This window comes from Streptomyces sp. GbtcB6, assembly GCF_019091475.1.
In the GTDB taxonomy this organism is placed as follows: domain Bacteria; phylum Actinomycetota; class Actinomycetes; order Streptomycetales; family Streptomycetaceae; genus Streptomyces; species Streptomyces hyaluromycini.
The window spans coordinates 1-23,771 of the sequence record NZ_JAGXJL010000019.1 but is presented as its reverse complement, the minus strand read 5'-3'; the positions used below and the strand labels follow the sequence as shown (position 1 = coordinate 23,771).

General features: G+C 72.3%; 12 protein-coding genes. All 12 read right to left on the bottom strand.

All coding sequences use genetic code 11. From position 1 onward, the window contains the following. Positions 1-29: 29 nt before the first annotated feature. Positions 30-1,403, bottom strand: a complete 1,374-nt coding sequence (locus KVT45_RS29130; RefSeq protein ID WP_308310894.1) for a PLP-dependent aminotransferase family protein — start codon at positions 1,401-1,403, stop codon at positions 30-32. Between the two features lie 212 nt (positions 1,404-1,615). Continuing rightward, on the bottom strand, positions 1,616-4,156 hold the full coding sequence (locus tag KVT45_RS29125; protein ID WP_217552090.1) for a LuxR family transcriptional regulator: 2,541 nt from the start codon (positions 4,154-4,156) through the stop codon (positions 1,616-1,618). 111 nt (positions 4,157-4,267) lie between these two features. Beyond that, the gene (locus tag KVT45_RS29120; RefSeq protein WP_254647505.1) at positions 4,268-5,170 is read right to left on the bottom strand and encodes a streptomycin biosynthesis protein; all 903 of its coding nucleotides are present in this window, start codon (positions 5,168-5,170) and stop codon (positions 4,268-4,270) included. Between the two features lie 478 nt (positions 5,171-5,648). Continuing rightward, positions 5,649-7,616 carry an ABC transporter ATP-binding protein gene (locus KVT45_RS29115; protein ID WP_308310892.1) on the bottom strand — a complete coding sequence of 656 codons (1,968 nt, stop codon included), beginning with the start codon at positions 7,614-7,616 and terminating at the stop codon, positions 5,649-5,651. 184 nt (positions 7,617-7,800) lie between these two features. Continuing rightward, the gene (locus KVT45_RS29110; RefSeq protein WP_217552216.1) at positions 7,801-8,028 is read right to left on the bottom strand and encodes an MbtH family protein; all 228 of its coding nucleotides are present in this window, start codon (positions 8,026-8,028) and stop codon (positions 7,801-7,803) included. A 351-nt stretch (positions 8,029-8,379) separates the two neighbouring features. After that, the gene (locus tag KVT45_RS29105; protein ID WP_217552088.1) at positions 8,380-9,639 is read right to left on the bottom strand and encodes an ABC transporter permease; all 1,260 of its coding nucleotides are present in this window, start codon (positions 9,637-9,639) and stop codon (positions 8,380-8,382) included. After that, positions 9,636-10,358: an ABC transporter ATP-binding protein gene (locus KVT45_RS29100; protein WP_217552087.1), complete on the bottom strand. Its 723-nt coding sequence runs from the start codon at positions 10,356-10,358 to the stop codon at positions 9,636-9,638. Before KVT45_RS29100 ends, KVT45_RS29105 begins: the two co-directional genes overlap by 4 nt. Further along, complete coding sequence (locus tag KVT45_RS29095) at positions 10,355-11,707, bottom strand: peptidoglycan-binding protein (RefSeq protein WP_217552086.1); 1,353 nt, start codon at positions 11,705-11,707, stop codon at positions 10,355-10,357. Before KVT45_RS29095 ends, KVT45_RS29100 begins: the two co-directional genes overlap by 4 nt. Continuing rightward, on the bottom strand, positions 11,704-12,303 hold the full coding sequence (locus tag KVT45_RS29090) for a hypothetical protein (protein ID WP_217552085.1): 600 nt from the start codon (positions 12,301-12,303) through the stop codon (positions 11,704-11,706). Before KVT45_RS29090 ends, KVT45_RS29095 begins: the two co-directional genes overlap by 4 nt. A gap of 61 nt (positions 12,304-12,364) precedes the next feature. Further along, positions 12,365-12,679, bottom strand: coding sequence for a ferredoxin (locus KVT45_RS57765; RefSeq protein WP_308310891.1), 315 nt, complete (start codon positions 12,677-12,679; stop codon positions 12,365-12,367). Next, positions 12,676-13,839 (bottom strand): cytochrome P450, encoded by a 1,164-nt coding sequence (locus tag KVT45_RS29080; protein WP_217552084.1) that lies wholly within the window; start codon positions 13,837-13,839, stop codon positions 12,676-12,678. Before KVT45_RS29080 ends, KVT45_RS57765 begins: the two co-directional genes overlap by 4 nt. A 7-nt stretch (positions 13,840-13,846) precedes the next feature. After that, positions 13,847-23,737 (bottom strand): non-ribosomal peptide synthetase, encoded by a 9,891-nt coding sequence (locus KVT45_RS29075; protein ID WP_302832566.1) that lies wholly within the window; start codon positions 23,735-23,737, stop codon positions 13,847-13,849. Between the last annotated feature and the right edge of the window lie 34 nt (positions 23,738-23,771).

The following is a 23,771-nucleotide window of genomic DNA, read 5'->3' as shown; positions in this document are numbered from 1 at the left end:
TCTCGGACTTTCGGAAACGGTCGTGGAATTCAGCGGTGCCGGATGCGTGCGGGCGCTGACGCGAGGTCCTGGTCCGCGGCCGACTGCGCCTCGATGAAATCGGCGAGGCGCGCTGTGCCTTCCTCGATGTCGGCCTTCGTCAGATAGCTGGTGGAGAGCCGCAGGGCATGGTCTCCGCCGCCGTCCGGATAGAAGTAGCTCAGGGGTGTCCAGAGCACCCCGAATTTCTCGGCGGAGCGGGCCAGTGCCGCGTTGTCGGCCCGGAACGGGACCCGGACGGTGAGGAAGAAACCACCGGCGGGCCGGTTCCAGCGGACGCCCAGCGCCTCGCGGCGGGCGGCCGGCAGGCGGGCGTCCAGGCAGCGCAGTGTGGTGTTCATGGCGTCGCCGTAGTAGGCGGCGGGCTCGGCGTTGAGCGTGGAGATCCGGCCGTCCGCGGCGAGCAGGGCACCGGCCACCACGGCCTGGCTCAGCGAGGAGGTGTTGACCGTCACCATGCTCTTGATCCGGGTGAGTTCGTCGGCGAGCAGGCCGGTGCGCCCGTCCTCGTCGACGACCTCCTGGTCGGCGACGGCGAAGCCGACGCGGGCCCCGGGGAAGACGGTCTTGGAGTAGGAGCCGAGATGGACGACGGTACGGGACCGGTCGAGCGACTTGAGGGTGGGCAGCGGGGTGCCGGGGCTGACCCGGCGGTAGGGGCTGTCCTCGACGATCAGCAGGCCGTGGCGCTCGGCGGCGGCCAGCAGGCGGTCGCGGGTGTCCCGGTCCAGTGTGTTGCCCGAGGGGTTGGAGTGGTCGGGGATGACGTAGAGGGCGCGGGGCCGCCGGCCGGCCGCCCGTTCACGCGCGATGACGGTCTCCAGCTCGGTGAGCGAGAAGCCGTGCTCGTCCTCGTCGACCGGGACGACGGTGGCGCCGAGCAGCCGGGCGGCGCCGGTGATTCCGGAGTAGCAGGGGCTGGTCACCAGGACGACGTCCTCGGGGCCGGCGACGAGGGCGCGCAGCACCAGCAGCATGGCCTCCTGGGCGCCGACGGTGACGACGACCGACTCCGGCGGTACGTCGATCCCCTCGTCGGCGCGCAGCGAGTCGGCGACGATCTCGCGGATCTGGCCGGCGGTGGGGCCGTACTGGTAGAGGGCGGTGCGCACCTCGGCGGGGGTGCGGCCGAGGCCGGCCAAGTGGCCGAGATAGCCGCGGAGATGGTCGAAGACCTGCTCGATGTCGAAGAATCCGTCGTAGGGCCGGCCCGGCGCGAACGAGATGGCGTCGGGATAGCGGTGGGTGATCTCGTTCAGGAACGTCATGGTGTCCAGGACGGGATCACGGACGCAGGCGTGCAGGTCCCCCCTGCGCAGCACACGGCCGTTGGGCGGCGTGTTCGGGAATGCGGTGGCGGACACGGAAACGTATCTCCCCCGGTGAGAATCGACGGCGTCCATGACCCTGGAATCATCAGATGGGTCGCGCCGTTTTCCCGGTCAGCATCACATGATTCCGGCCGCCCCAACAACGTGTCCAAGAGACCGGAAGACCGGTTGGACGGTTCCGAAAGGGCATGCCGGAGAAACCGCCGGGCAGTGGCCAGATACATACGGACGAACGCCGCCGAACGCTAGACGCGGCTTTCTTCGACCATTAGCAGAACTTCCCCGGAGAAATGTGCGAGAGGTTCCGGAAGATCCGCCCTGCGGCGCACCTTGAGTTTCCGGTACACCTTGGTGAGATGTTGCTCCACCGTGCTCACGGTGATACCGAGCAGGTCGGCGATCTCGCGGTTGGTGCGGCCGGCGGCGGCGAGCGCGCCCACCCGCCGTTCCGATTCGGTGAGTTCGGGGAGCGGTGCGGAACCGGCGGCCGGGCGCGGGGCACGGCCCAGTCGTACGGCGCCGCGCTGGCGCCAGTCCACGAAGCCCGAGCCGTGCAGACCCCAGCGGACCGCCAGCTCCCGGCAGCGTTCGAAGTGCCGCAGGGCCTCGGAGGTGCGGCCGCGGGCGGCCTCGAACCGGCCGAGCGCATAGCGGTACGGCAGCGCGAACGGGGTGCCGGACATCGCGTCGGGGACGGGCACGTCGAGGGCGGCGCGGGCGGCGGCGGTGCCGCCGTCCCCGGTGGCCGCGAGCAGTGCCGTGGCGAGAGGGGCGCCGATCGCGATGCCCCAGGCGTCGGCGGTGAGCGTGAACAGCCCGGCACGGGCGAGGCGTCCGGCCTCGTCGACCTGGCCGCGGCGCAGCGCGGTGGAGGCGGCGACGGTCTGCAGCAGGGCGCGCCGGACGGGGACATGGCGATGGCCGGGCTCGGCGAGCAGGTGTTCGGGCCAGCGGTCGGCGCCGGTCAGCCGGCCGTCCTCCAGCAGACAGGCCAGGAGCAGGAGGGTGGCCGGGAGGGGGCCGTCGACGCGGGTGCCGCGCAGCATCCGGTCGGCCGTCCGGTCGGCCGCGCCGTCCCCGCCGTCGCCGGCCGGTCCGGTGGCGCGGGCCAGCAGGGCGCTGGGCGTCCGCGCGGCACGGGGCCGGGTGCGCGCGTCGAGGTCGGGGTGGACCAGCCAGAGCCAGTCGCACAGTACGGCGAGCGCCGCCGGGGTGCCGGGGGTCCGGTCGGCGACACTCCGCAGTACGGCCTCGGCCTGTGCGAACTGCCCGTTCCACAGCAGCTGTTCGACGACCGCGCCGGCCTGCTCGCAGGTGACGCGACCGGTACGCGCGGCGCGGACGAGCGGGGGCAGCCGTCGGGCGGCCGCGGCGGGGTCGACGAGCCACTCGGCCTCGGCGAGGACGGCGGCCGCCTCGTCCTCGCACGGGGTACCGGCGGTGAGTTCGACGGCGCGGCGCAGGTAGTCGACGGCGGGTCCGGCGTCGCCGGCGGCCATCGCCTCGTGGCCGGCGGCGCGCAGCACGTCGGACTGCCAGTGGGAGCGTGCGGAGCCACGCGCGGCGAGCAGTTGCTCGGCGACGACCCGGGCGGGCACCCCGTCCCGGTGCAGGAGTTCGGCGGCGCGGCCACGCAGGGCGGTCAGTTCGTCGGCGGGGAGGTCCTCGAGGACGGCCGACCGGGCGGCCTCCGTACGGAATCCGGTGCCGTCCGCGAGCAGACCGGCCTCGCGCAGGTCGTCGGCGGTGCGCCGCACGCCGGCGGTGTCCTCGTCGAGGAGGGCGGCGATCAGAGCGGAATCGGTGCCGGGGCCCGCGAGCACCGCGGTGGCGCGGGCGACCGCGAGGGCGGCGGGGCCGGCGCGGTGCAGGCAGCGCAGATAGGCGTGGCGGAAGGCCGGTCCCGGGACCGGGCGGATCGGCAGGGTGCCGGCATGGCCGTCCCGCGCGCCGTCGGCGAGAGCCTCGACCAGCAGCGGATTACCGCCGGTCGCCAGGTGCCAGACCGTGGCGTCCACGCGGTTCGGCGCCCCGCCGGCCGGCGGGGTCCCGGTCCGGTCGTCCCGCGCGTCGTCGGCGAGGGCCTCGACCAGCAGCGGATTGCCGCCGGTGGCCCGGTGCCAGGCGGCGGCGTCCACGCGGTCCGCCGCGCGGGCGCCCTGGCGGTCCGCCAGCCGGCCCCGCACACCCGCGACGGACAGCGGCGCGAGCCGGATCCGATGGCTGTACGGCAGGGACAGGGTCTCGGCGTGCGAGCACACCAGCGCCCTTTCGTGGCCGACGCACTCGGTGAGCACGACGAGCACGGCGGCCGAATCGATCCTGCGCATCAGGTAGCGCAGGCAGGCGAGCGACTCCTCGTCGGCGACGTGCACATCGTCGACGAGGAGAAGCACCGGTGCCCGCTCGGCCAGGCCGGTGACGGCCTGCGCGAAACGCCTCAGCAGGACGCGGGAGACGTGGCCGCCGGCGGCCGCGGCCGCGGCGATCACGGCGCAGTTGTCGGCGGCCCGGACGTCCACGGACCGGGCCGCCGTCCGCAGTGCGGTCATCAACTGTTCGATCAGGCCGAGACGGTCGTGCCGTTCGGCCGGCGACGCCGTCGCCGACGCGCACAGCGCACCCTGTCCGGCGGCCCACTCGGCGAGCGAGCGAAGCAGCGCGGTCTTGCCACAGCCGACGGGTCCGTCGGCGAGGACGACCGCGCCGCTGCCCGCGGCACACGCCCGGTAGAGCTGATGGAGCTGTTGGACTTCCCCGTTCCGTTCCTGCAGGTTGCGCAGCACTGGGCCCCCCGGCTCACTGTTCCCCCGACAGCTTGCTTCCAGGGTAGTCGTTCGCCGATCGGTCCTGCGGCCGTCGCCGCGACGGGTACGTCCGTTCTGCCGCTACGCCGGTCAGCCGACCGACGCCGTGACGTCCTGCCGGACGCGGGTGGCGAAGTCCGCCCACATATCGGCGAGTTGGACGGCGAGGTCGGCGACGATGCCGCTGCAGTGCGGCGGGACGTTGCCGATGATCGCGTCCCACTCCTCCTCGCGGACCGCATGGATCGCGAGGAGCCGCAGCAGGCTGCGGCCGGTCTCGGAGAAGCGCAGTGCCGGATCGGCGGTCAGCCGCTTCACCAGGACGACACGGTCGGGCCCGGGGTCCGCGCGGGTTCGGGCGGTTGGACGGGCCAGCCGCAGGGCGGTGGGTTCGCCCGGCGGCAACGGGACGGGCCCGGATCCGGTCCCGTCCGCGACGTCGGACCCGGCGCCGGCCTCTGCCGTGCCCTCGTGGACCGGCTCGGCGTCGCGGTCGCGCCGACGGGACCGGGGCAGTGGATCCTCCCCGTTCCGCAGGCGGTTGCGCACGTCGCGCGCGGTCTCCGGGGAGATGCCGGCGGCACGGGCGACCTGACGCAGCGACAGCTCCGGGTTCTCGGTGAGCAGTTCGCCGGCGCGGAGGCGGCCGACGGCGCCGTCCAGCGGGCGCATCCGGCCGTCCTGGCCGAGCCTGCGCTCGTCCGGGGCGGCGGCACCGGGCCCCAGCCGGCGGCGGATCTCGCCGACGGTTCCGGGGGCGATGCCGGTCACGGAGGCCACTCTGCGGTCGGACCAGTGGGGGTGGGAGGCGATGATCCGTTCCGCGGCACGCTGCCGGTCGGCGAGCGCGAGTGGCAATCCGTGAGTGACGTTCAGCTGGACCGCGAGGACGAACGCGGCCGACTCGTCGCCGTCGAAGAAACGGGCGGCGATGGTGGTGTCCCCGCGCAGCCGGGCCGCGCGCAGCCGGTGAAAGCCGTCGATGACCCGCATCGTGGGACGGTGGACGATGATCGGCGGCAGCGGGTTCGGCGCGGCCGCGAGTATCTCGATGTGTTCTTTTCTTTCGCCTGCCAGCCGGGGAGACCCGGCCAGGCATAAAGCGTCGATTTCCACTTGGACTACGGACTGTTGATCTATGACTCCCCCGTGCTCCACCCCGACTCCTTGTCCGCCCCCCGCCGTCACTGCGGGCGGCTGTTTTCGTTCCTGGAAGAAGAATCTTCTTCCCAACCCTCCGTCCCGCGGGTTTTCTGCCGCCAATGCCGGGCTACGCTGATATCTTTCTTATTTCGACACCTAGCGCCATAAACACACCCGCCGTAGACAACACCGAACGTAACAGTCCCCCTGGTCGTTCGAAACCCCTGGCACCCGTGGCAACCGGACCGGCATAGGGGTTCGGCGGAGACGACGAAGCGGTGCCCGCGACGCCGTGGGACGTCGCGGGCACCGCTCCCGGGGGACGGAGTCAGCGCGGTCGAGGGCCTCCCGGGCCGCCGGGTCCGCCCGGTCCGCCCGGGCCTTCGGGGCCGCCGGGACCGAAGAAGACCGGCCGAGGGCCCGGTCCGGCCATCCCCGGGCCGCCGGGGCCGGGAGGACCGAAGCCGCCCGGCAGGGGGCCGGATCCCACCGGTTCCGGGACCCGCTGCTCCAGCAGGCCTTCGGCGTCCGCCTCGTCCTCGGTGTCGAGGGCGCGGCCGGCGAACTGGGTCCGGTAGAGCTCGGCGTAGAGCCCGCCGGTCTCGAGCAGCTCGTCGTGGGTTCCGCGCTCCACGATCCGCCCCTGGTCCAGGACGATGATCTGGTCGGCGTCCCGTATGGTCGACAGCCGGTGTGCGATCACCAGCGAGGTCCGCCCGGCGAGCGCGGTCTTGAGTGCCTGCTGCAGGGCGGCCTCGGACTCGGAGTCGAGATGTGCGGTCGCCTCGTCGAGCACGACCACCGGCGGGGCCTTGAGCAGCAGCCGCGCCATGGCGATGCGCTGCTTCTCGCCGCCGGAGAGCCGGTAGCCGCGGTCGCCGACCATGGTGTCAAGACCGTCGGGCAGGGAGGCGACCAGCTTCCAGATCTGCGCGGCCCGGCACGCCGCGACCAGCTCCTCCTCGGTGGCGTCCGGGCGGGCGTAGAGCAGGTTCTCCCGGATGGTGGTGTGCAGCAGGTGCCCGTCCTGGGTGACCATGCCGACCGTGTCGCTCAGCGTCTGCAGCGTCAGGTCGCGCACGTCGTGCCCGTCGATGAGGACGGTGCCCTCCTCCGGGTCGTACAGCCGCGGCACCAGGTGGGTGACCGTGGTCTTGCCGGCCCCGGACGGGCCGACCAGCGCGGTGAGTTTGCCGGCCGGCACGGTGAAGCTGAGCTCGCGCAGCGCCCAGGTGTCGCCGCCGCGCTCGGGCGTCGGCGTGGCGAAGGCCTCCAGCGAGGCCAGCGAGACGTCGGCGGGCCTGGGGTGGCGGAACGACACCCCGCGGAACTCCACGTCGGGGGCCGAGTCCCGGGCCGCCGCCGACGGCAGCGCCACCGCGTCGGGCTTCTCGGTGACCAGCGGCCGCAGGTCGAGGACCTCGAAGAGCCGGTCGAAGCTGACGAGCGCGGTCATGGCGTCGGCCTGGGCGTTGGCCAGCTGGCCGACCGGGGCCATGAGCCGGGTGAGCAGGGTGGTGAGGGCCACCAGGGTGCCGATCCGGAAGGCGCCGTGCACGGAGAGCACCCCGCCCACGCCGTAGACCACGGCGGTGGCGATGGAGCCGATGAACATGGTCGCCAGGAAGAGCATCTTCATGGCGACCGAGTTGCGGACGCCGATGTCACGGCCGCGTGCGGCGAGCCGCGCGTAGCCGACGGTCTCCCGGTCCGGGCGGCTGTAGAGCTTCGCGAGGAGGGCGCCGGCGACGTTGAACCGCTCGTGCATGAGCGAGCCCATCTCGGCGTTGACGTTCATGTGCCGGCGGGCCAGGCCCTGCAGGCGGCGGCCGATGAGGCGGCCGGGGAGGATGAAGAACGGGACCAGCGCCAGCGAGATCAGGGTGATCGTCCAGGACAGGTAGAACATCGTGGCCAGCACGAAGACGACGGTGAGTGCGGCGGACACCACGGTGGAGAGCATCTGGGTGACCGCCTGCTGGGCGCCGACCACGTCGGTGTTCAGCCGGCTCACCAGGGCACCGGTCTGGGCGCGGGTGAAGAAGGCGAGCGACTGGCGCTGCACATGGTCGAAGACCTTCACCCGCAGGTCGTAGACCAGGCCCTCGCTGACCTTGGCGGAGAACCAGGTCTCGCCGAATCCCGCCAGCACGGCCAGCAGGGCGACGGCGGCGACCGCGACCGCGAGCCCGATCACCGTCCTGGTGTCCCGGGCCGTGATGCCGTTGTCGATGAGGTACTTGAGCAGCAGGGGCGGGGCGACCGCGCAGGCGGCGTTCAGCGTGGTGCAGACCACGAGAAAGCCGATGGAGCGGCGGTGCCCGCGGGTGTACGGGATGATCCTTTTCAGTGTTCCGGGCTTCGCCCGGTGGCTGTCGTTCGAAGAATCCGGCCCGTCGGATCGGATAATGACCGGGCCGGGTCCGCCCATCATGGCCACAGGTACTCCCTGGGTCGTGTAGCTGCGGTGGGGCCGGCCATCAGCGGGCCGCCTCGGGCTCCCTCATCGCGTCGATGAGGCTCTGCGGACGGAGATCCGTCCAGTTCTCCTCCACATAGGCGAGGCATTCCTTGCGCGTGGCCTCCCCGAAAGCGAGTCGCCAGCCATTGGGAATCTCCGCGAACGAAGGCCACAGCGAGTGCTGGTTCTCCCTGTTCACGAGCACCAGAAAGGACCCGTTTTCGTCGTCGAACGGGTTCACAATAATCGCCCCCACGGATTGCATTCCTCGATTGATGGGAAAACCTTAGCCGACCCATATGGGGCGAACAAGGCCGACCGATTCCAGGGCGCAATCCATGGTTCTGGATATGGTTTTGGATATTGCTTTGGGCACGCTTTGAGCATTGCTTTGGGTATTGCATTCCGCCGGGACGTGCGCAGTCGGGTCAACAGTCTCACCTGTCGGACACCCGTCGCGACAGGGTCGTCCAACCGACCGGCCCGAGCACTTGGACACCGGGCCCGGCCGGGGTGCGGCGCCCCCGCCGGCGGGGGCGTGTGCGTTCGAACGGCGGGGACGCCGCGGTCCTGGATGTCAACCCTCGGGCTGTGCCGGCTAGTTGGTCGCGAGCGCCTCCGTCGGGGGCAGCCGGGCCGCCCGGACCGCGGGGTAGAAGCCGGCCAGCCCCCCGATGACGAGGGTGGCGGCCAGACCGCCGACCATCGCCCACAACGGCACCAGCACGGCCCAGCCCTGGTAGGTGGCGTAGCCGCCGGTGACCCCGATGCCCAGCAGCACCCCGCCCACACCGCCGAGCCCGGACAACAGCAGGGCCTCGGCGAGGAACTGGACCCTGATCTGGCCCCGGGTGGCGCCCAGCGAGCGGCGCAGCCCGATCTCCGAGCGCCGCTCCAGCACCGAGATGACCATGGTGTTGGCCACCCCGACACCGCCGACCAGCAGCGCGACCCCGCCCAGGCCCACCAGCAGCCCGCTCAGCGCACTGTCCGTGGCCTGCTTGGCGGCCAGGGCGTCGGAGGGACGGGAGACATTGACCTCGTTGGGGTCCTGCGGGGAGACCGTCGGGCCCAGCACGGCGTGCACCTTCTCGACGTCCGCGTCCTTCGCCCGTGTGTAGACCGTCGTCGGGTAGCCGTCGAAGGACAGTTCCTTCTCCGCCACCTGCCAGCCCACGAACGCCTGCGTGTCAAGGGCCGGCAGCAGCTGGTTGTGCGCCAGCAGACCCACCACGGTGAACCAGCGGTTGCCGAGCCACACCTGCACGTCCGGCCCTGCCTGGTGGATCCCGAGGCTCCGCGCCGTCTCCGAACCCAGCACCACGGCCGGGAAGCGGCTGGTGGCGCCGTTGAGCCAACGGCCGTCCACGATCTGACCGCCGATGGAGCGGAGCAGGTCGGTCCGTGCCGCGCTGACCGTGAGACCGCCGGACTCCACCGCCGGGATGTGGTCGTTGCGGTAGAGCTTCACGTCCGTGGTGCCCGTCGCGGAGGCCGAGATCACCTCCGGCCGGTTCGCGATCATCGCGACGGCGTCCTTGGACAGATGGGCGTTCGAGCCGTTCATGGTGGTGCCCGGGGCGACCGTGAGCAGGTTGGTGCCGAGCGCGGAGAGTTTCTTGTTCAGGTCGTTCGTCGACGAGGTGGAGATGCCCACCACGCCGATCATCGCGGCGATGCCGATCGCGATGCCCAGGGCGGAGAGGAAGACGCGCATGGGCCGCGAGCGCAGACCCCAGCCGCCCACCCGGGCCACGTCGGACAGGCTCAGCCGGGCCGCCCGGGGCCGCGGCGGCGGGGGCAACTCGGCCCAGGGCCGCTCCCGTTCGGCCGGCAGCGGCGAATGCGTCGTACTCATCGCGCCACCCCCGTGCGGACCAGGGCCCGGGACTCCGGCGCCCCCGCGTCGTGCTCGATACGGCCGTCGCGCACCCTGACCTCGCGCGGCAGGGACCCCGCGATGTCCCGGTCGTGGGTGATGACGACCACCGTCGTCCCGGCCTCGTGCAGCTCGTGGAGCAGTTCCATCACCACCGTCCCCGAGCGGGAGTCGAGTGCGCCGGTCGGCTCGTCGGCCAGCAGCAGCGGCGGATCGCCGACCACCGCGCGGGCGATCGCCACCCGCTGCTTCTCACCGCCGGACAGCTGCTGCGGCTCGTGCAGCAGCCGGTGTCCCAGGCCCACCCTGCGCAGCGCCGCCTCGGCGACCCGGCGGCGCTCGCGGCGCGGCCGTCCGCTGTACAGCAGGCCGTCCGCCACGCTGTCGAGGGCGGAGACTCCGGACGCGAGGTGGAACTGCTGGAAGACGAAGCCGATGGTGCCGGCCCGCAGCGCCGACAGCTCACGGTCGTTGAGGGAGTCCACGGCGTGGCCGGCGATCGCCACCGTCCCCGAGGAGGGCAGGTCCAGGGTGCCCATGATGTTGAGCATGGTGGACTTGCCCGAGCCGGACGGGCCGACGACCGCGAGCATCTCACCGCGGTGGACCACCAGATCCGCCCCGACGAGGGCGGCCACGTCCCCGTACGACTTGCTGACCCCGGCCAGCTCGATCACCGGGTGGGCTGTGACGGTCACTTGGGAACCCCCACGACCGTGCCCTCGGTGATCCCGGTGCCGGTGACCTCGACCATGCCGTTGCCGAACATCCCGAGCGTCACCTTGCGGTACTCGGTCGTCGACCCGGTCACCACCTCGACCGCGTAGCCGCCGTGCGGCAGCGCGTACAGAGCGCTGATCGGCACCGCCAGCACGTTCGAGCGCACCCCGGAGGCGAACTCGACGCTGACGGAGGCGGCCTGGTAGGAGCCGAGCTTCTTGGTGTCCTTGACCTTCAGCTCCACCGGGATGGTGGCGTTGGAGGAGCCCGAGCCCGCGGAGTCCGACGAACCCCCCGAGCCCGAGGAACCCGAGCCGGAGGCGTCGCCCGACGACGTCGGCGTGCCGATGTCCGTGACCACGGCGGTCACCGTGGAGTTGTCCGGCAGCGTGACCGTCGACTCGCCGCCCTTCTTCGCCAGGTCCGCGTACTGCACGGGCAGGTCGACGGAGATGACCCGGTCGGTGCCCGTCCAGGTGAGCACGTCCCCGGCGAGCGTGTCGCCGATGGCGAGCTCCGCCTTGGCGACCCGGCGCGCGCCGGAGGCCACCACCGCGTCGCCGACCTTCACCTCGCCGGTCTCCGTACGGCCGAGGTCGTCCTGCCACTTCTCGACGGCGGCGGCCGTGTCCGAGTCGTAGGTGCTGTCCACCGTGAAGCCCTTGTAACCGAGCGCCCGGAGGTTCTGCTCCAGCATCTTGACGTCGCTGCCACTGCTGCCCGTACTCAGCGTCCGGTACAGCGGCACCGAGCCGTAAAGGAGCGGCACCGACTGCTGGTTGACCTTGTAGACCGGCTTCCCGCGGGTGATCGTGTCGCCGTCCGAGGGCATCCAGGTGACGATCCCGGAGGACGTCCCGCCACCGCCCTGCGCCGACTGCCCGGACTGTGCGGAGCCGGACGAGGACGGGGCCTGGACGGCCGAGGTGTCGCCGTACCCGAGCTGCCCGTCCATGGTCTGGGAGCTGGTCAGCGTCGTCCGCTGCACCTTCGCCGTGGCGGGCGGTCCGGACGGCGCCGACGCGGCGGCCTGCCCGTCCCCGCCGCCGAACGCGCCCGAGGCGGCACCGACCGCGGCCGCGGCGATCACCACCGCACATGCGGCGATCAGCGCGATGCGCATACCACGGCGCCGCCCGGGCGGGCCCTCCGCTGCCGGCTGCGCCACGGCGCCGCCGCTGCCGTCGAAGGAGGCGAGGGCCTCGGCCCGGGGCTCCAGTTCCCCGCCCCCGGCGTCCGCCGCGTCCCCGACGGCCTCCGCGTCCCCGGCGGCCGTCCGCTCGACGGCGGCCGTCCGCTCGACGGTCCCCTCGTCCTGACTGGTCACTGCTGCGGCCCTCCCATGAAGGCGAGCGTGCCGCCGGGCCGGATGCTGTAGCACGCCTCCGCGGCCTTGGAGAACTTGGGATCGTCCCGCCCGGACAGGCCGGCCGCGTTGGCGTCGATGATGATGGTGTTCCCGTTGACCTGCGGGTCCTGGAAGTTGGGCACGCCGTGCTCGCGGATGCACTTCGCCCACGCCGCGACCTTCGTGGCGTCGAAGGCACGGCTGCCCGCGGCGTCACCGGTGTCGCCCTGGTACAGCAGGCTCTGACAGGCCGACTGGGCCGACTTGAAGGTCGGCGAGTTCTGGTCGACGCCCTGCGGGATGACCAGCTTGACGCCGCCCCCGCTGTCCTCGGTCGGGTCGGGGAAGTTCGAGACGCCGTGCTCCCGCATGCACTTCGCGTAGGCAACCCCGGCGCTGCTCGAACTGTCCGACGAACTCGACGAACTCGACGAAGAGGGGTCGGAGCCCGCGACCGCGGTGGACGCGTCGCCGGAGCCCGAGTCGGAGCAGCCGGCGACGAGTGCTCCGGCTGCCACCACGGACAGGGCCAACAGGAGGGGCCGGGCCATGCGCTTCTGATGGTAATTCGGCATACCAGCAGTCTTCGGGGCACCCGGTCACACCGGGGTTGCAACGGGCGCCCCGTGCGACCGCTCAGTCAGCCCGGTACCTCTCGCCGCTCTCCTGCCCGTCGCCGGCGAGCGGCACCAGAGCGATGGCGCGGGCCGGGCAGCGGGCCGCGGCCACGCGCAGCGCGGGCAGCGCCTCCGGCCCCGCCTCACGGGCGCGTTGCAGCACCAGGCCGTCCTCCTCCGACTGGTCGAAGAACTCCGGCTCGAACAACGCGCAGGCGCCCGAGCCCACACAGATGTCGCGGTCCACGCGGATCCCGACCCGTGCCGTGCCCTCCACCGAGCCCTCCACCGGTCCCTGCACCGAGCCTTCCACCGAGCCCTCCGCAGGTCTCACCAGAGGACCGGCAGCGTCTCGACGCCGAACTGCGGCGCCAGCAACCTGAACCGCAGCTCCTCCACCCCGGCGCCGAGCCGGAGGCCCGGGAACCGCTCCAGCAGCCCCGTGAAGGCGACGCGCATCTGCAACCGCGCCAGCGCCGCGCCCAGGCAGAAGTGGACGCCGTACCCCAGGGCCAGATGGTTGCCGGGCTCCCGGGCGATGTCCAGTCCGTCGGCGGCACCGCCGCCGTACGGGCAGCGGTTCGCCGCGAACACCGAACAGGACACCACCTCGCCGGCCTTGATCTCCTCGCCGCCGATCGCCACGTCCACCAGCGCCGTGCGCGGTGAGACGGCGGCCACCACCGAGACGTGCCGCAGCAGTTCCTCCACCGCCCGGTCCATCAGCTCGGGCCGCTCCCGCAGCAGGGCCATCTGCTCGGGATGGCACAGCAGCGCCAGGGTGCCCAGGGCGATCGTCTCCGCGGTGTTCTCGATCGAGCCGTTGGCGATGCTCTCGCAGATCCCGGCGATCTCCTCGTCCGACACCGCGTCCCCGTGCTCCCGGATCAGCGTCCCGGCCAGGCCCTCGCCCGGGTTGCGGCGCTCCGCCGCGACCAGCTTCCGGAAGTGCCCGACGTACTCCGATGTCGCCGAGTGCCTGCGGGGGCTGTGCCCGGAGGCACGGTGATCGCCGAGCCGGGACAGCTCGGGCAGGTCGTCGCGGGGCAGACCGAGGATCGCGGCCAGGATCAGACCGGACACGGGCCGGGCGAAGTGCCGCATCAGGTCAGCGGGTTGACCGGCGCGCTCCAGCACGTCCAGGCGCTCCGCCACGATCCGCACCATCATCGGCTCCAGCGTCTTCATCTGCCGCACCGTGAACATCGGTGCCACCAGTCGCCGCAGCCGGGCGTGCACCGCCCCGTCGGTCTGCAGCAGGCTCCCCGGATGCGGATCGGGTTTGCGGCCGTCCTGCTCCGGCGGCGGCATGCTGGAGAACCGTTCGTCGTCGGCGAGGATCTGCCGCACCAGCTCGCGGTCGGTCACGATCCAGTGGGGCATCCCGCCGGGGGGCCTGAAGAGCGGTGTCCGCGCGCTGATCTCCAGGAGCTCCGGCACCGGGTCCAGTACGTTCCGGCGCTTGTCGACCGGAATCTCGAACGACTGCGTCATACGAGTCCTACCTCTCTGAGACGGGCTTGTCGTCGGACACGGGCTCATCGGAGACGGGCTGATCGGAGACGGGCTGATCGGAGACGCGCTGGTCGGAGACGCGCTGGTCGGACATGGACTGATCGGACACCGGCGCATCGGACACCGACGCATCAGACACCGACGCATCAGACACCGACGCATCGGTCACCTGCTGGGGCGGGCCGTCGGCGGACGCCGGAGCGGGCTCGGGTCGGCCGTCCGCGGAGCCGGTGGCGGGCTCGGGTGTCATGAGCCGTTCGGTCACCGTCCGTCCGATGGCCGCGGCGTGCTCGCCCCGCAGCATCCCTACGTGGTCGGCGGCGATCTCGAACCCTTCGATGCGGTCGGCGATGTACCGCTCCCAGGTCGTGCGCGCCGCCGCGAGCGACATGTGGGCCAGGCCGCCCTCGGTGGCCAGGAACAGCAGCGCACCGCCGCCGAAACGCCGGGGGGTGTGCTCCTGCGCCAGCCGGATCATGTGCTGCTTCGTCTCCTCCACGTTGAGCGAGAACGAGTCGGCCGGAGGGTTCATCGCCCCCGGACCGTCGAGCAGCGCCCGCCCCTCCTGGTCCGCCTGGCCGTCGACACGGACCAGCGTCCCGTCCGCCCTGTCACCGTCGCCCTCCGGACCGGTGTCGTCCTCCCTGTGGTGTCCGCCGGGGAAGCCGTCCAGCAGCGCCAGCAGCACGACCTCGTCGCCCTGCGCCTCCAGCTCCGTCGCGATGGCCTGGGCCAGTACCGCGCCGAACGACCAGCCGAGGAGCTGGTACGGCCCCTCGGGCTGGACCGTGCGGATCCGGGCGACGTAGTCGGCCACCAACTCGTCCACGCTGCCCGGCATCGCCCTGCGATCGGTGAAACCGGGCGTCTGCAGGCCGTACACCGGCAGGTCCTCGGGCAGGTGCCGGAGCAGCGCGGCGTAGGACCAGGCCAGGCCCGTGCTGTGGTGCAGGCAGAACAGCGGCGGGCGGGAGCCCCCGCTCTGCAGCGGCAGCAGCGCGTCGAGGTCGTCGCGCCGGCGTCCGGGGCGCCGCGGCGCGGCCAGACCGGCGCCGGTCTCCGCGGCGCGCGGCTGCACCAGCCCGTCCGAGGTCCACGCGGCACGCCGACCGGTACGCAGCATCAGGTCGCCACCGGGCCCGAAGGGGTCGGGGACCAGGCTGCCCGCGGTGCGGGCCGGCGCACCGACATAGGCACGGGCCAGCGACGGCCCCGCCACATACAGATCGCCCGCCACACCGACCGGAACCGGACGGAGCCACTCGTCGAGCACATAGGCGCGAGCGGTACGCGGCAGCCGGACGGCGACCGGCGCGGACTCGCGGTCCGGCTGCCCTCCCACGGGCGCGGCGGTGGTCGCGGCCGTGATCGCGGCGACGGGTACGGCGGTGGTCGCGGCGGCGGCCTCCAGCATGACGGTGTGCCCCCCGCGCAGCGCGGCCAGCAGCCCGACGAGGAGTTCGGCGACGGGCGCGTCCGCGTCCAGGCGGATCGGGTCGCCCGCCGACTCCGCCGACGGGGAGGCCGCCTGACGGTCGATCACACGCCCCAACAGGGACCGGTGGTCCACCAGCTCGCCCACGAGCGTGCCGTCCGGCGCCTGCGCGGGGAGCACCACGGCCGGGTGGGACGGCAGCGGGTCCGGGACGGCGACGGTACGGCGCAGACGCCTGCCGCCGGCCCGGATCGCCTCCTCCACCCGCAGCACCGGCACCGCCCCGGACCCGGAACCCGTCCCCGGTGCACCGGCCGCGGCACCGCCCGACACGACGACCGCGGCCGGGCGGGCGCAGCCCAGGGCGGCGGCCGCCGCCAACGGACCCTCGGGCGCCTCGGGGTCGGCGACCAGGCACGCGGCACCGGACCGGAGCACACCGAGCACGGCGACCGCCCAACCCGTGCCGGGCCGCGCCGCCACCACCACGGTGTCGCCCGCACCCACCCCGCGCCGCTCCAGCCGCGCGGCGAGCCACGCCGTCGCCCGGTCCAGAGCACGGCGGCTGAGCAGGCCGTACCGGTCCTGGACCGCTACGGAGCGCGGGTCGCGGGCCACCGATTCGGCGAACGCCGGAAGCACCGTGCCGTCCGGGACCCGGGCCGCGCCGCGGTTCCAGTCCTCGGTCAGCCGCCGGAGCTCCGATTCGCCGAGCAGGATGTCGATCTGGCTCAGCCTCAGCTCCGGGTCGGCCGCCACCTGCCCGAGCAGGCGCACGAGCCGCCGCGCGAGGCCGACCGCGGTGGCCCGGTCGAACAGTTCCTCGGCGTAGTCCAGGCTGCCGTCCAGGCCGTCCGGACCGCCGTCGTCCCGGTGCCGGTCGGTCAGCCGGACCGTCAGGTCGAACCCGGACGCCGCGGCGCCCAGGGCGACGAGCGAGGTGTCCAGCCCCGGGACCGCCGGGACGTCCCATTTCGCCGCGGTGTCGTCCCGGACGTCCAGGACGACCTGGACCAGCGGATGCGGGTCCCCGGGTGCGTCACCCGAGAGCCCCAGGGCCGCCGCGATACGCGCGAACGGCACGTCCCCGGACCGCTCCGCCTCCTCGGTGGTCTCCCGGACCCTGCCGAGCAGCTCCCGGAACGTCGGGTCACCCGAGACGTCGGTGCGCAGCGGAAGCAGTCCGGCGAACGGGCCCATGGCGGCCTCGAGTTCGCCTTCTGCCGCCGGCCGCGGTGCCACGGCGCCAAGCATCAGATCGGTGCCGGCCCCCATCCGGGCGAGCAGCATCGCCAGCCCGGCGTGCACGACGGCGACCGAGGTCACGCCGAGCGGCCGGGCCGTCTCCATCAGACGGTCGTGCACCGCGGCCGGCACGCGCAGCGGCACCGCACCGGACCGGTGGCCCGGTCGCGCGGGCCGGGGCCGGTCCGTGGGGAGCGTGGTGGCGGACGGCGCGTCCGCCAGCACCTCCTTCCAGTAGGCGATCTGGTCGCCGGCCACGCTCTCCTTCGCCGCCTCGTGTACGTCCGCATCCGTATCCGCGTCCGCGTCCGCGAGGAGCCTGCTCTCCCACACCGCGTAGTCGGCGAACTGGAGCGGCAGGGCGGCACGCTCCGTGGCACGGCCCTCCCGGCGCGCTCCGTAGGCCACGGAGACGTCACGCACGAGGGCGTCCCGGGACGCGTCGTCACCACCGATCCGGTGCAGTACGAGGAGCAGGACGTGGTCGGTCTCGGAGAGCGCGAACAGGGCGGGCGCCCAGGGCGTTTCGCTCCCGAGATCGAAACGGCGGGCGGCGCCGGCGGCCAGCAGCGCGGGAAGCTCCTCCTCGGTCGCCTCGACGGCCGTGAGGGCCCTGAGGGCCGCAAGGGCGGCCGGATCGTCCGCGGCCAGGATCCGCTGGACCAGTCCGCCGTCCGGGGCCTCGGCGAAGACCGTCCGCAGGATGTCGTGCCGCGCGGCCACGTCCGCCAGGGCCGCCCGTAGAGCGTCCCGGTCGAGTTCCCCGCGCAGCCGGAGAGCCACGGACGACTGGAGGGCCCGGGTGCGCGGGTTGGCCGCGGCACGCCGCCAGACGAGTCGCTGTGCGGCCGTCGCCGGCGCCTCACCGCCCTCGTGCTCCACCGGGACCAGCGAGGGACGGGACTTCGTGCCCAGGATGCGCGCCGCGCCGATCGGCGTGGGATCTCCGAAGAACTGCTTCAGGTTCAGCTCGGCGCCGGTCTCCGTGCGGATCCGGCCCGCGAGGTGCATCGCGAGCGCCGAGTTGCCGCCCAGGTCGAAGAAGTTGCCGTCGGCGGCCACCCTGTCGACGCCCAGCACCGTGGCGAACAAGGCGCACAGCATCGCCTCGGTCTCGGTCCGGGGCAGGAGGCCCGAGCCGTCGCTCTCCGGGTCGGGGGCCGGGAGGGCGGCTCGGTCGAGCTTGCCGTTGACGGTGAGGGGCAGGGCGTCGAGGACCACGACGGCGGAGGGGACCATGTAGTCCGGCAGCCGGATGGCGGCGAACTCGCGCACACCGCCGGCGTTCACCTCGGCCGCGGGGCCCTGGTCGTCGGAGCCGGCCGGGAGGACGTAGCCGACGAGCCGCGGGTTGCCCGGCCGGTCCTCGCGAACCGTCGCCACGGCCGTCCTGACCCCCGGGTGGGCGGCGAGGACGGCCTCGACCTCGCCGAGTTCGACCCGGAAGCCGCGGATCTTCACCTGCTCGTCCGCACGCCCCACAAACGCCAGTTGACCGCTGCCGTCGGGCAGCCATCGGGCCAGGTCGCCGGTGCGGTACATCCGCCCGCCACCGCCACCGCCACCGTCGCCGAACGGGCAGGCCACGAACCGTTCGGCGGTCAGGTCCGACCGGTTGACGTAGCCGCGGGCCAGACCATCCCCCGCGACATACAGCTCACCTGTGACACCTGCGGGGACCGGCCGTAGATACGCATCCAGCACGTAGGTACGGACGTTGGGAAGCGGGCGGCCGATCGCCGGCGCAACGTCCTCACCGGTGATGCCCTCCTCAAGGAGAACCGCGGTGGTGATGACGGTGGCTTCGGTGGGGCCGTAGGTGTTCCACACCCGAGCACCCGCACGCCACTTCGCTGCTAGACCGGCCTCCAGCCGCTCCGCACCCAGCACCCAGTTCCCGATCCCGGAAACGTCCCCCGGCTCCAGCACCCCCAGCAACGACGGGACGACACTCGCCACCTCAACGCCGCAGGCATCCACCATCCCGGCCAGCGCGGAGGGATCCAGCCGCTCGTCGGACGAAGCGATCGCCAACGTGCCCCCGGCGGCCAGCGTCACCGCGACGTCCAGGACAGATGCGTCGAAGCTGAACGACGCGAACTGCAAGGCCGTCACACCCGGTGCCGCACCCAGGACAGGGCGCATGGCGGTGGCCAGGTTCGCCACGGACGCGTGGGCCACGGCGACACCCTTCGGACGCCCCGTCGAACCCGACGTGTAGATCACATAGGCCAGCTGCCCGGGAGCGATATCCGGCAACTCACCCGATGCACCGCCCAGTTCGTCGAGACGGACAGCAGCGACATCCTCCGGCAGCCGGCCGGCGGTCTCGTCCGAGACCAGCACCGTCTCGGCGCCGCTGTCGGCGACCATGTACGCCAGCCGGTCGGACGGATACTCGGGGTCCAGCGGTACGTACGCCCCGCCCGCCTTCCACACCGCAAGCATCGCCACCACCATCTCGACCCCACGGGGTAGGCACAGCCCCACCCGCGACTCCCGACCCACACCACGCCGCACCAACCCACGCGCCAGCGCATCGGAAAGAGACTCCACCTCCGCATAGGTCAGCGACCGGCCGGCAGAGCGGAGCGCCACCGCCGTCGGCGTGAGCACCGCCCACTCACGGAACCGCTCCACGACCGTCGACGCATCCACGTCCTGGTCCGTCGCGTTCCACTCCTCAACGACCTGCAACCGCTCGGCCGCATCGAGCAGATCGAGATCGCCCAGCCGCACCTGCGGATCAGCCGCGACCTGCTCCAGCACCCGCGCCAACCGCACCGCCAGCCGACGAACGGTCTCCTCGTCGAACAGGTCGGCCGCGAACAGAATCCCGCCGCCCAAACCTGCCGGGGTACCGCTGTCGGACCACCGCTCGCCCAGCGAAAGGGAGAGATCGAAGCGGGCTGCGGGATCCTCCGCCGGCGGGATCTGTTCGACCGCCAGTCCCTCCAGCTCCCAGTGCGCCTCGGGAACGTTCTGGAGCGCCAGCATCACCTGGAACAGCGGATTGCGGGCGGCGGAGCGGGTCGGGTTCAGCTCGTCGACGAGTCGCTCGAACGGCACGTCCTGGTTCGCATACGCCGACAGGTCCGATTCCCGAATGCGGGCGAGCAGGTCATGGAAGGTCGGGTCGCCGGAGGCGTCGGAGCGCAGGACGAGGGTGTTGACGAAGAACCCGGCGAGTTCCTCCAGTTGCAGGTCCGACCGGCCTGCGACCGGGGTGCCGATGCACACGTCCTCGCCGGCGCCCATCCGGGCGAGCAGCACCGCCAGTGCGGCATGCACGACCATGAACATCGTCGCCCCGCCCTGCGCGGCCAGCTCCACCAGCCGTGCGTGCGTGACCGCATCCACGCCTATCGGGACCGTACCGCTGCGGAAGGAGGGCACCGCAGGCCGCGGACGGTCGAACGGCAGCACCGTCTCCTGCGGCACCCCCTCCAACGCCTGCCGCCAGAACCCGACCTGCTCGGCTCCCCCACTGTCAGGGTCGTCCAGTTCCCCGAGGACCTCCCGCTGCCACAACGCGTAATCCGCGTACTGGACCGGCAACGGCTCCCACCCAGGCACCCGCCCGGAAAGCCGCGCACCATAAGCAGCCTGGAGGTCGTTCGCCAGCACACCCATGGTCCAACCGTCCGAGGCGATGTGGTGGGCCACCAGCAGCAGGACCCACTCATCCTGCGAAACCCTCAGCAGAACCGTCCGCCACGGCAGATCGACCCGGACGTCGAAGCCCCGCCCGATCTCGTCCTGCATGCGTTCGCGCCAGCGCTCGCCGGCCTCGACCATCTGGAGCCTGGGCCGGCCTTCGGCACCCTCGCGGATCTCCTGATACGGCACCCCCTCCACATCCGGGAACACCGTCCGCAGACTCTCGTGCCGATCAGCGATGTCCCCCAACGCCGCCTCAAGCGCCCCGATGTCGACTCTTCCCGTCAGACGCAGGGCAAAGGGAAGGTTGTAGGCCGCAGCGCCTGCGCCGTCGGACTCGCCCTCCTCGAACCGGTTGAGGAACCACATCCGCTGCTGGGCGTACGACAGGGGCACCCGCTCCGGACGCTCCCGACGTGCCAGCACCACACCCGCCGACACCCCGGTGCCCTCCACCAGCCGCGCCACTCCGGCCACCGTCGGCTCCGCGAACACCTCGCGGACACCGACGGACACCTCCAGGACGGACCGGATGCGCGCGATCAACCGCATCACCTTCAGCGAGTCGCCGCCCAACTCGAAGAAGCTCCGCTCCACACCGACCTGGCCCGGTTCCAGGTCCAGAACCTCGGCGAACAGGGTGCGCAGCGCATCCTCGGCCGCGGTCGACGGCGCACGGTCTCCGTCCGCCGCACGCTCCGGCTCGGGCAGAGCTGCACGATCGATCTTGCCGTTCACCGTCAACGGCAGGGCGTCGAGCAGCACGATGGCGGAGGGCACCATGTAGTCCGGCAGCCGGGTGGCGGCGAACTCGCGTACCGCGTCGGCCTGCGGATCCCGACCGGTGGCGGGCAGCACGTAGCCGATCAGCCGCTGGTCACGGACGATCGCCACGGCCGTCCTCACGTCCGGGTGGGCGGCCAGTGCCGCCTCGACCTCGCCGAGTTCGACACGGAAGCCACGGATCTTCACCTGCTCGTCGACGCGTCCGACGAACTCCAGCCGTCCGTCGGCCATCCACCGTGCCAGGTCGCCGGTGCGGTACATCCGCCCGCCGCCGTCACCGAACGGGCAGGCCACGAACCGCTCCGCCGTCAGATCAGGGCGACCGATGTAGCCGCGCGCCAGGCCGTCTCCGGCGATGTACAGCTCGCCTGGCACCCCCACCGGCACCGGCCGCAGATACGCGTCCAGGACATGCGTCCGGACGTTGTCCAGGGGGCGGCCGATGGGTGGCGGCGCGTCCTCGGCGGTGCTGCCCTTGGGCAACAGCATTGCCGTGGTGATGACGGTGGCTTCGGTGGGGCCGTAGGTGTTCCACACCCGGGCCCGCTTCCGCCACTTGGCAGCCAGGCCGGCCTCCAGCCGCTCGGCACCCAGCACCCAGTTCCCGATCCCGGCGACGTCCTCCGGCTCCAGCACCCCCAGCAACGACGGGACGACACTCGCCACCTCAACGCCACTGGCCTCCACCATGGCAGCCAGCGCCACCGGGTCGAGACGCTCGTCCGCCGACGCGATCGCCAACGTGCCCCCGGCGGCCAGCGTCACCGCCACGTCCAGGACAGACGCATCGAAGCTGAACGACGCGAACTGCAACGCCGTCACACCCGGCTCGACACCCAGGACAGGGCGCATGGCAGCGGCCAGGTTAGCCACCGACGCGTGCGCCACAGCGACACCCTTCGGACGCCCCGTCGAACCCGACGTATAGATCACATACGCCAGCTGCTCTGCGCCAACCTCCGGCAAGTCGCCCGAAGTGCCCTTGAGTTCATCGAGACGGATGGCGCCAACACCCTCCGGCAGCCGGTCCGCCGTCTCCTCCACGACCAGCACCAGCTCGGCGCCGCTGTCGGCGACCATGTACGCCAGCCGGTCAGTGGGGTACTCCGGATCCAGCGGTACGTACGCCCCACCGGCCTTCCACACCGCAAGCATCGCCACGACCATCTCGACCCCACGCGGCAGGCACAGACCCACCCGCGACTCCCGACCCACACCACGCCCCACCAACCCACGCGCCAGCGCATCGGAAAGAGACTCCACCTCCGCATACGACAGCGACCGGTCGACCGAGCGGAGCGCCACCGCCGTCGGCGTGAGCACGGCCCACTCACGGAACCGCTCCACGACCGTCGTGACATCCGCATCGCCGGCCGTGGCATTCCACTCGGCCACGACCGCGGTCCGCTCAGCCTCGTCCAGGACCTCGACGGCGCCCAGCCGCAGCTCCGGATCGGCCGCCACCTGCTCCAGCACCCGCGCCAGCCGCTCCGCCAGCCGACGAACCGTCCCCTCGTCGAACAGGTCGGCGGAGTAGAGGATGCCGCCACGCAGGCCGTCCGGGTCGCCGTCGGCGGTACGGAACTCGTTCATCGCCACGGACAGGTCGAACCGTGCGGCCGGGTCGGACGCGGGCGGGACCTCTTCGACCGTCAGGCCCTCAAGGTCCCAGTGCGCTTGGGGCACGTTCTGGAGTGCCAGCATCACCTGGAACAGCGGATTGCGGACAGCGGAGCGTGCCACGCCCAACTCATCGACGAGCCGCTCGAACGGCACGTCCTGGTTCGCGTACGCGGCCAGGTCGGCTTCACGCACCCGCCGCAGCACCTCGCGGAAGGAGGGGTCGCCGGAGGCGTCGGAGCGCAGGACGAGGGTGTTGACGAAGAACCCGGCCAGTTCCTCCAGTTGCGCGTCGGACCGGCCGGCGACCGGGGTGCCGATGCACACGTCCTCGCCGGCGCCCATCCGGGCGAGCAGCACCGCCAGTGCGGCATGCACCACCATGAACATCGTCGCCCCACCCTGCGCAGCCAACTCCACCAGCCGCGCATGCGTCACCGCATCCACGCCCACCGGAACCGAACCACTCCGGAAGGACGGCACCGCAGGCCGCGGACGGTCGAAGGGCAGCACCGTCTCCTGCGGAGCGCCCTCCAACGCCTGCCGCCAAAACCCGACCTGCTCGGCACCCGCACTGCCCGGATCGTCCAGCTCCCCGAGCACCTCCCGCTGCCACAACGCGTAATCCGCGTACTGGATGGACAGAGGCTCCCACTGCGGAGCCCGCCCGGTCAGCCGGGACCGGTACGCCGTCTGGAGGTCGTTCGCCAGCACACCCATCGACCAGGCATCCGTCGCAATGTGATGAGCCACCAGCAGCAGGACCGACTCGTCCTGCGAAACCCTCAGCAGAACCGTCCGCCACGGCAACTCAACCTGGACGTCGAAGCCCTGCCCCACCGCCTCCTGCATGCGTTCGCGCCACTGCTCGCCGGCCTCGACCATCTGAAGTCGCGGACGGCCTTCGGCACCCTCGCGGATCTCCTGATACGGCACCCCGTCCACATCCGGGAACACCGTCCGCAGACTCTCGTGCCGATGAGCGATGTCCCCCAGCGCCGCCTCAAGCGCCCCCACATCAACGCTTCCGGAGAGCCGCAGCGCGAAGGGAAGGTTGTAAGCCGCAGCGCCCTCGGCGTCGGGGCCGTCCATCCGGTTCAAGTACCACCTCCGCTGCTGCGCGAACCACAACGGAACCCGCTCCGGACGCTCCCGACGCGCCAGC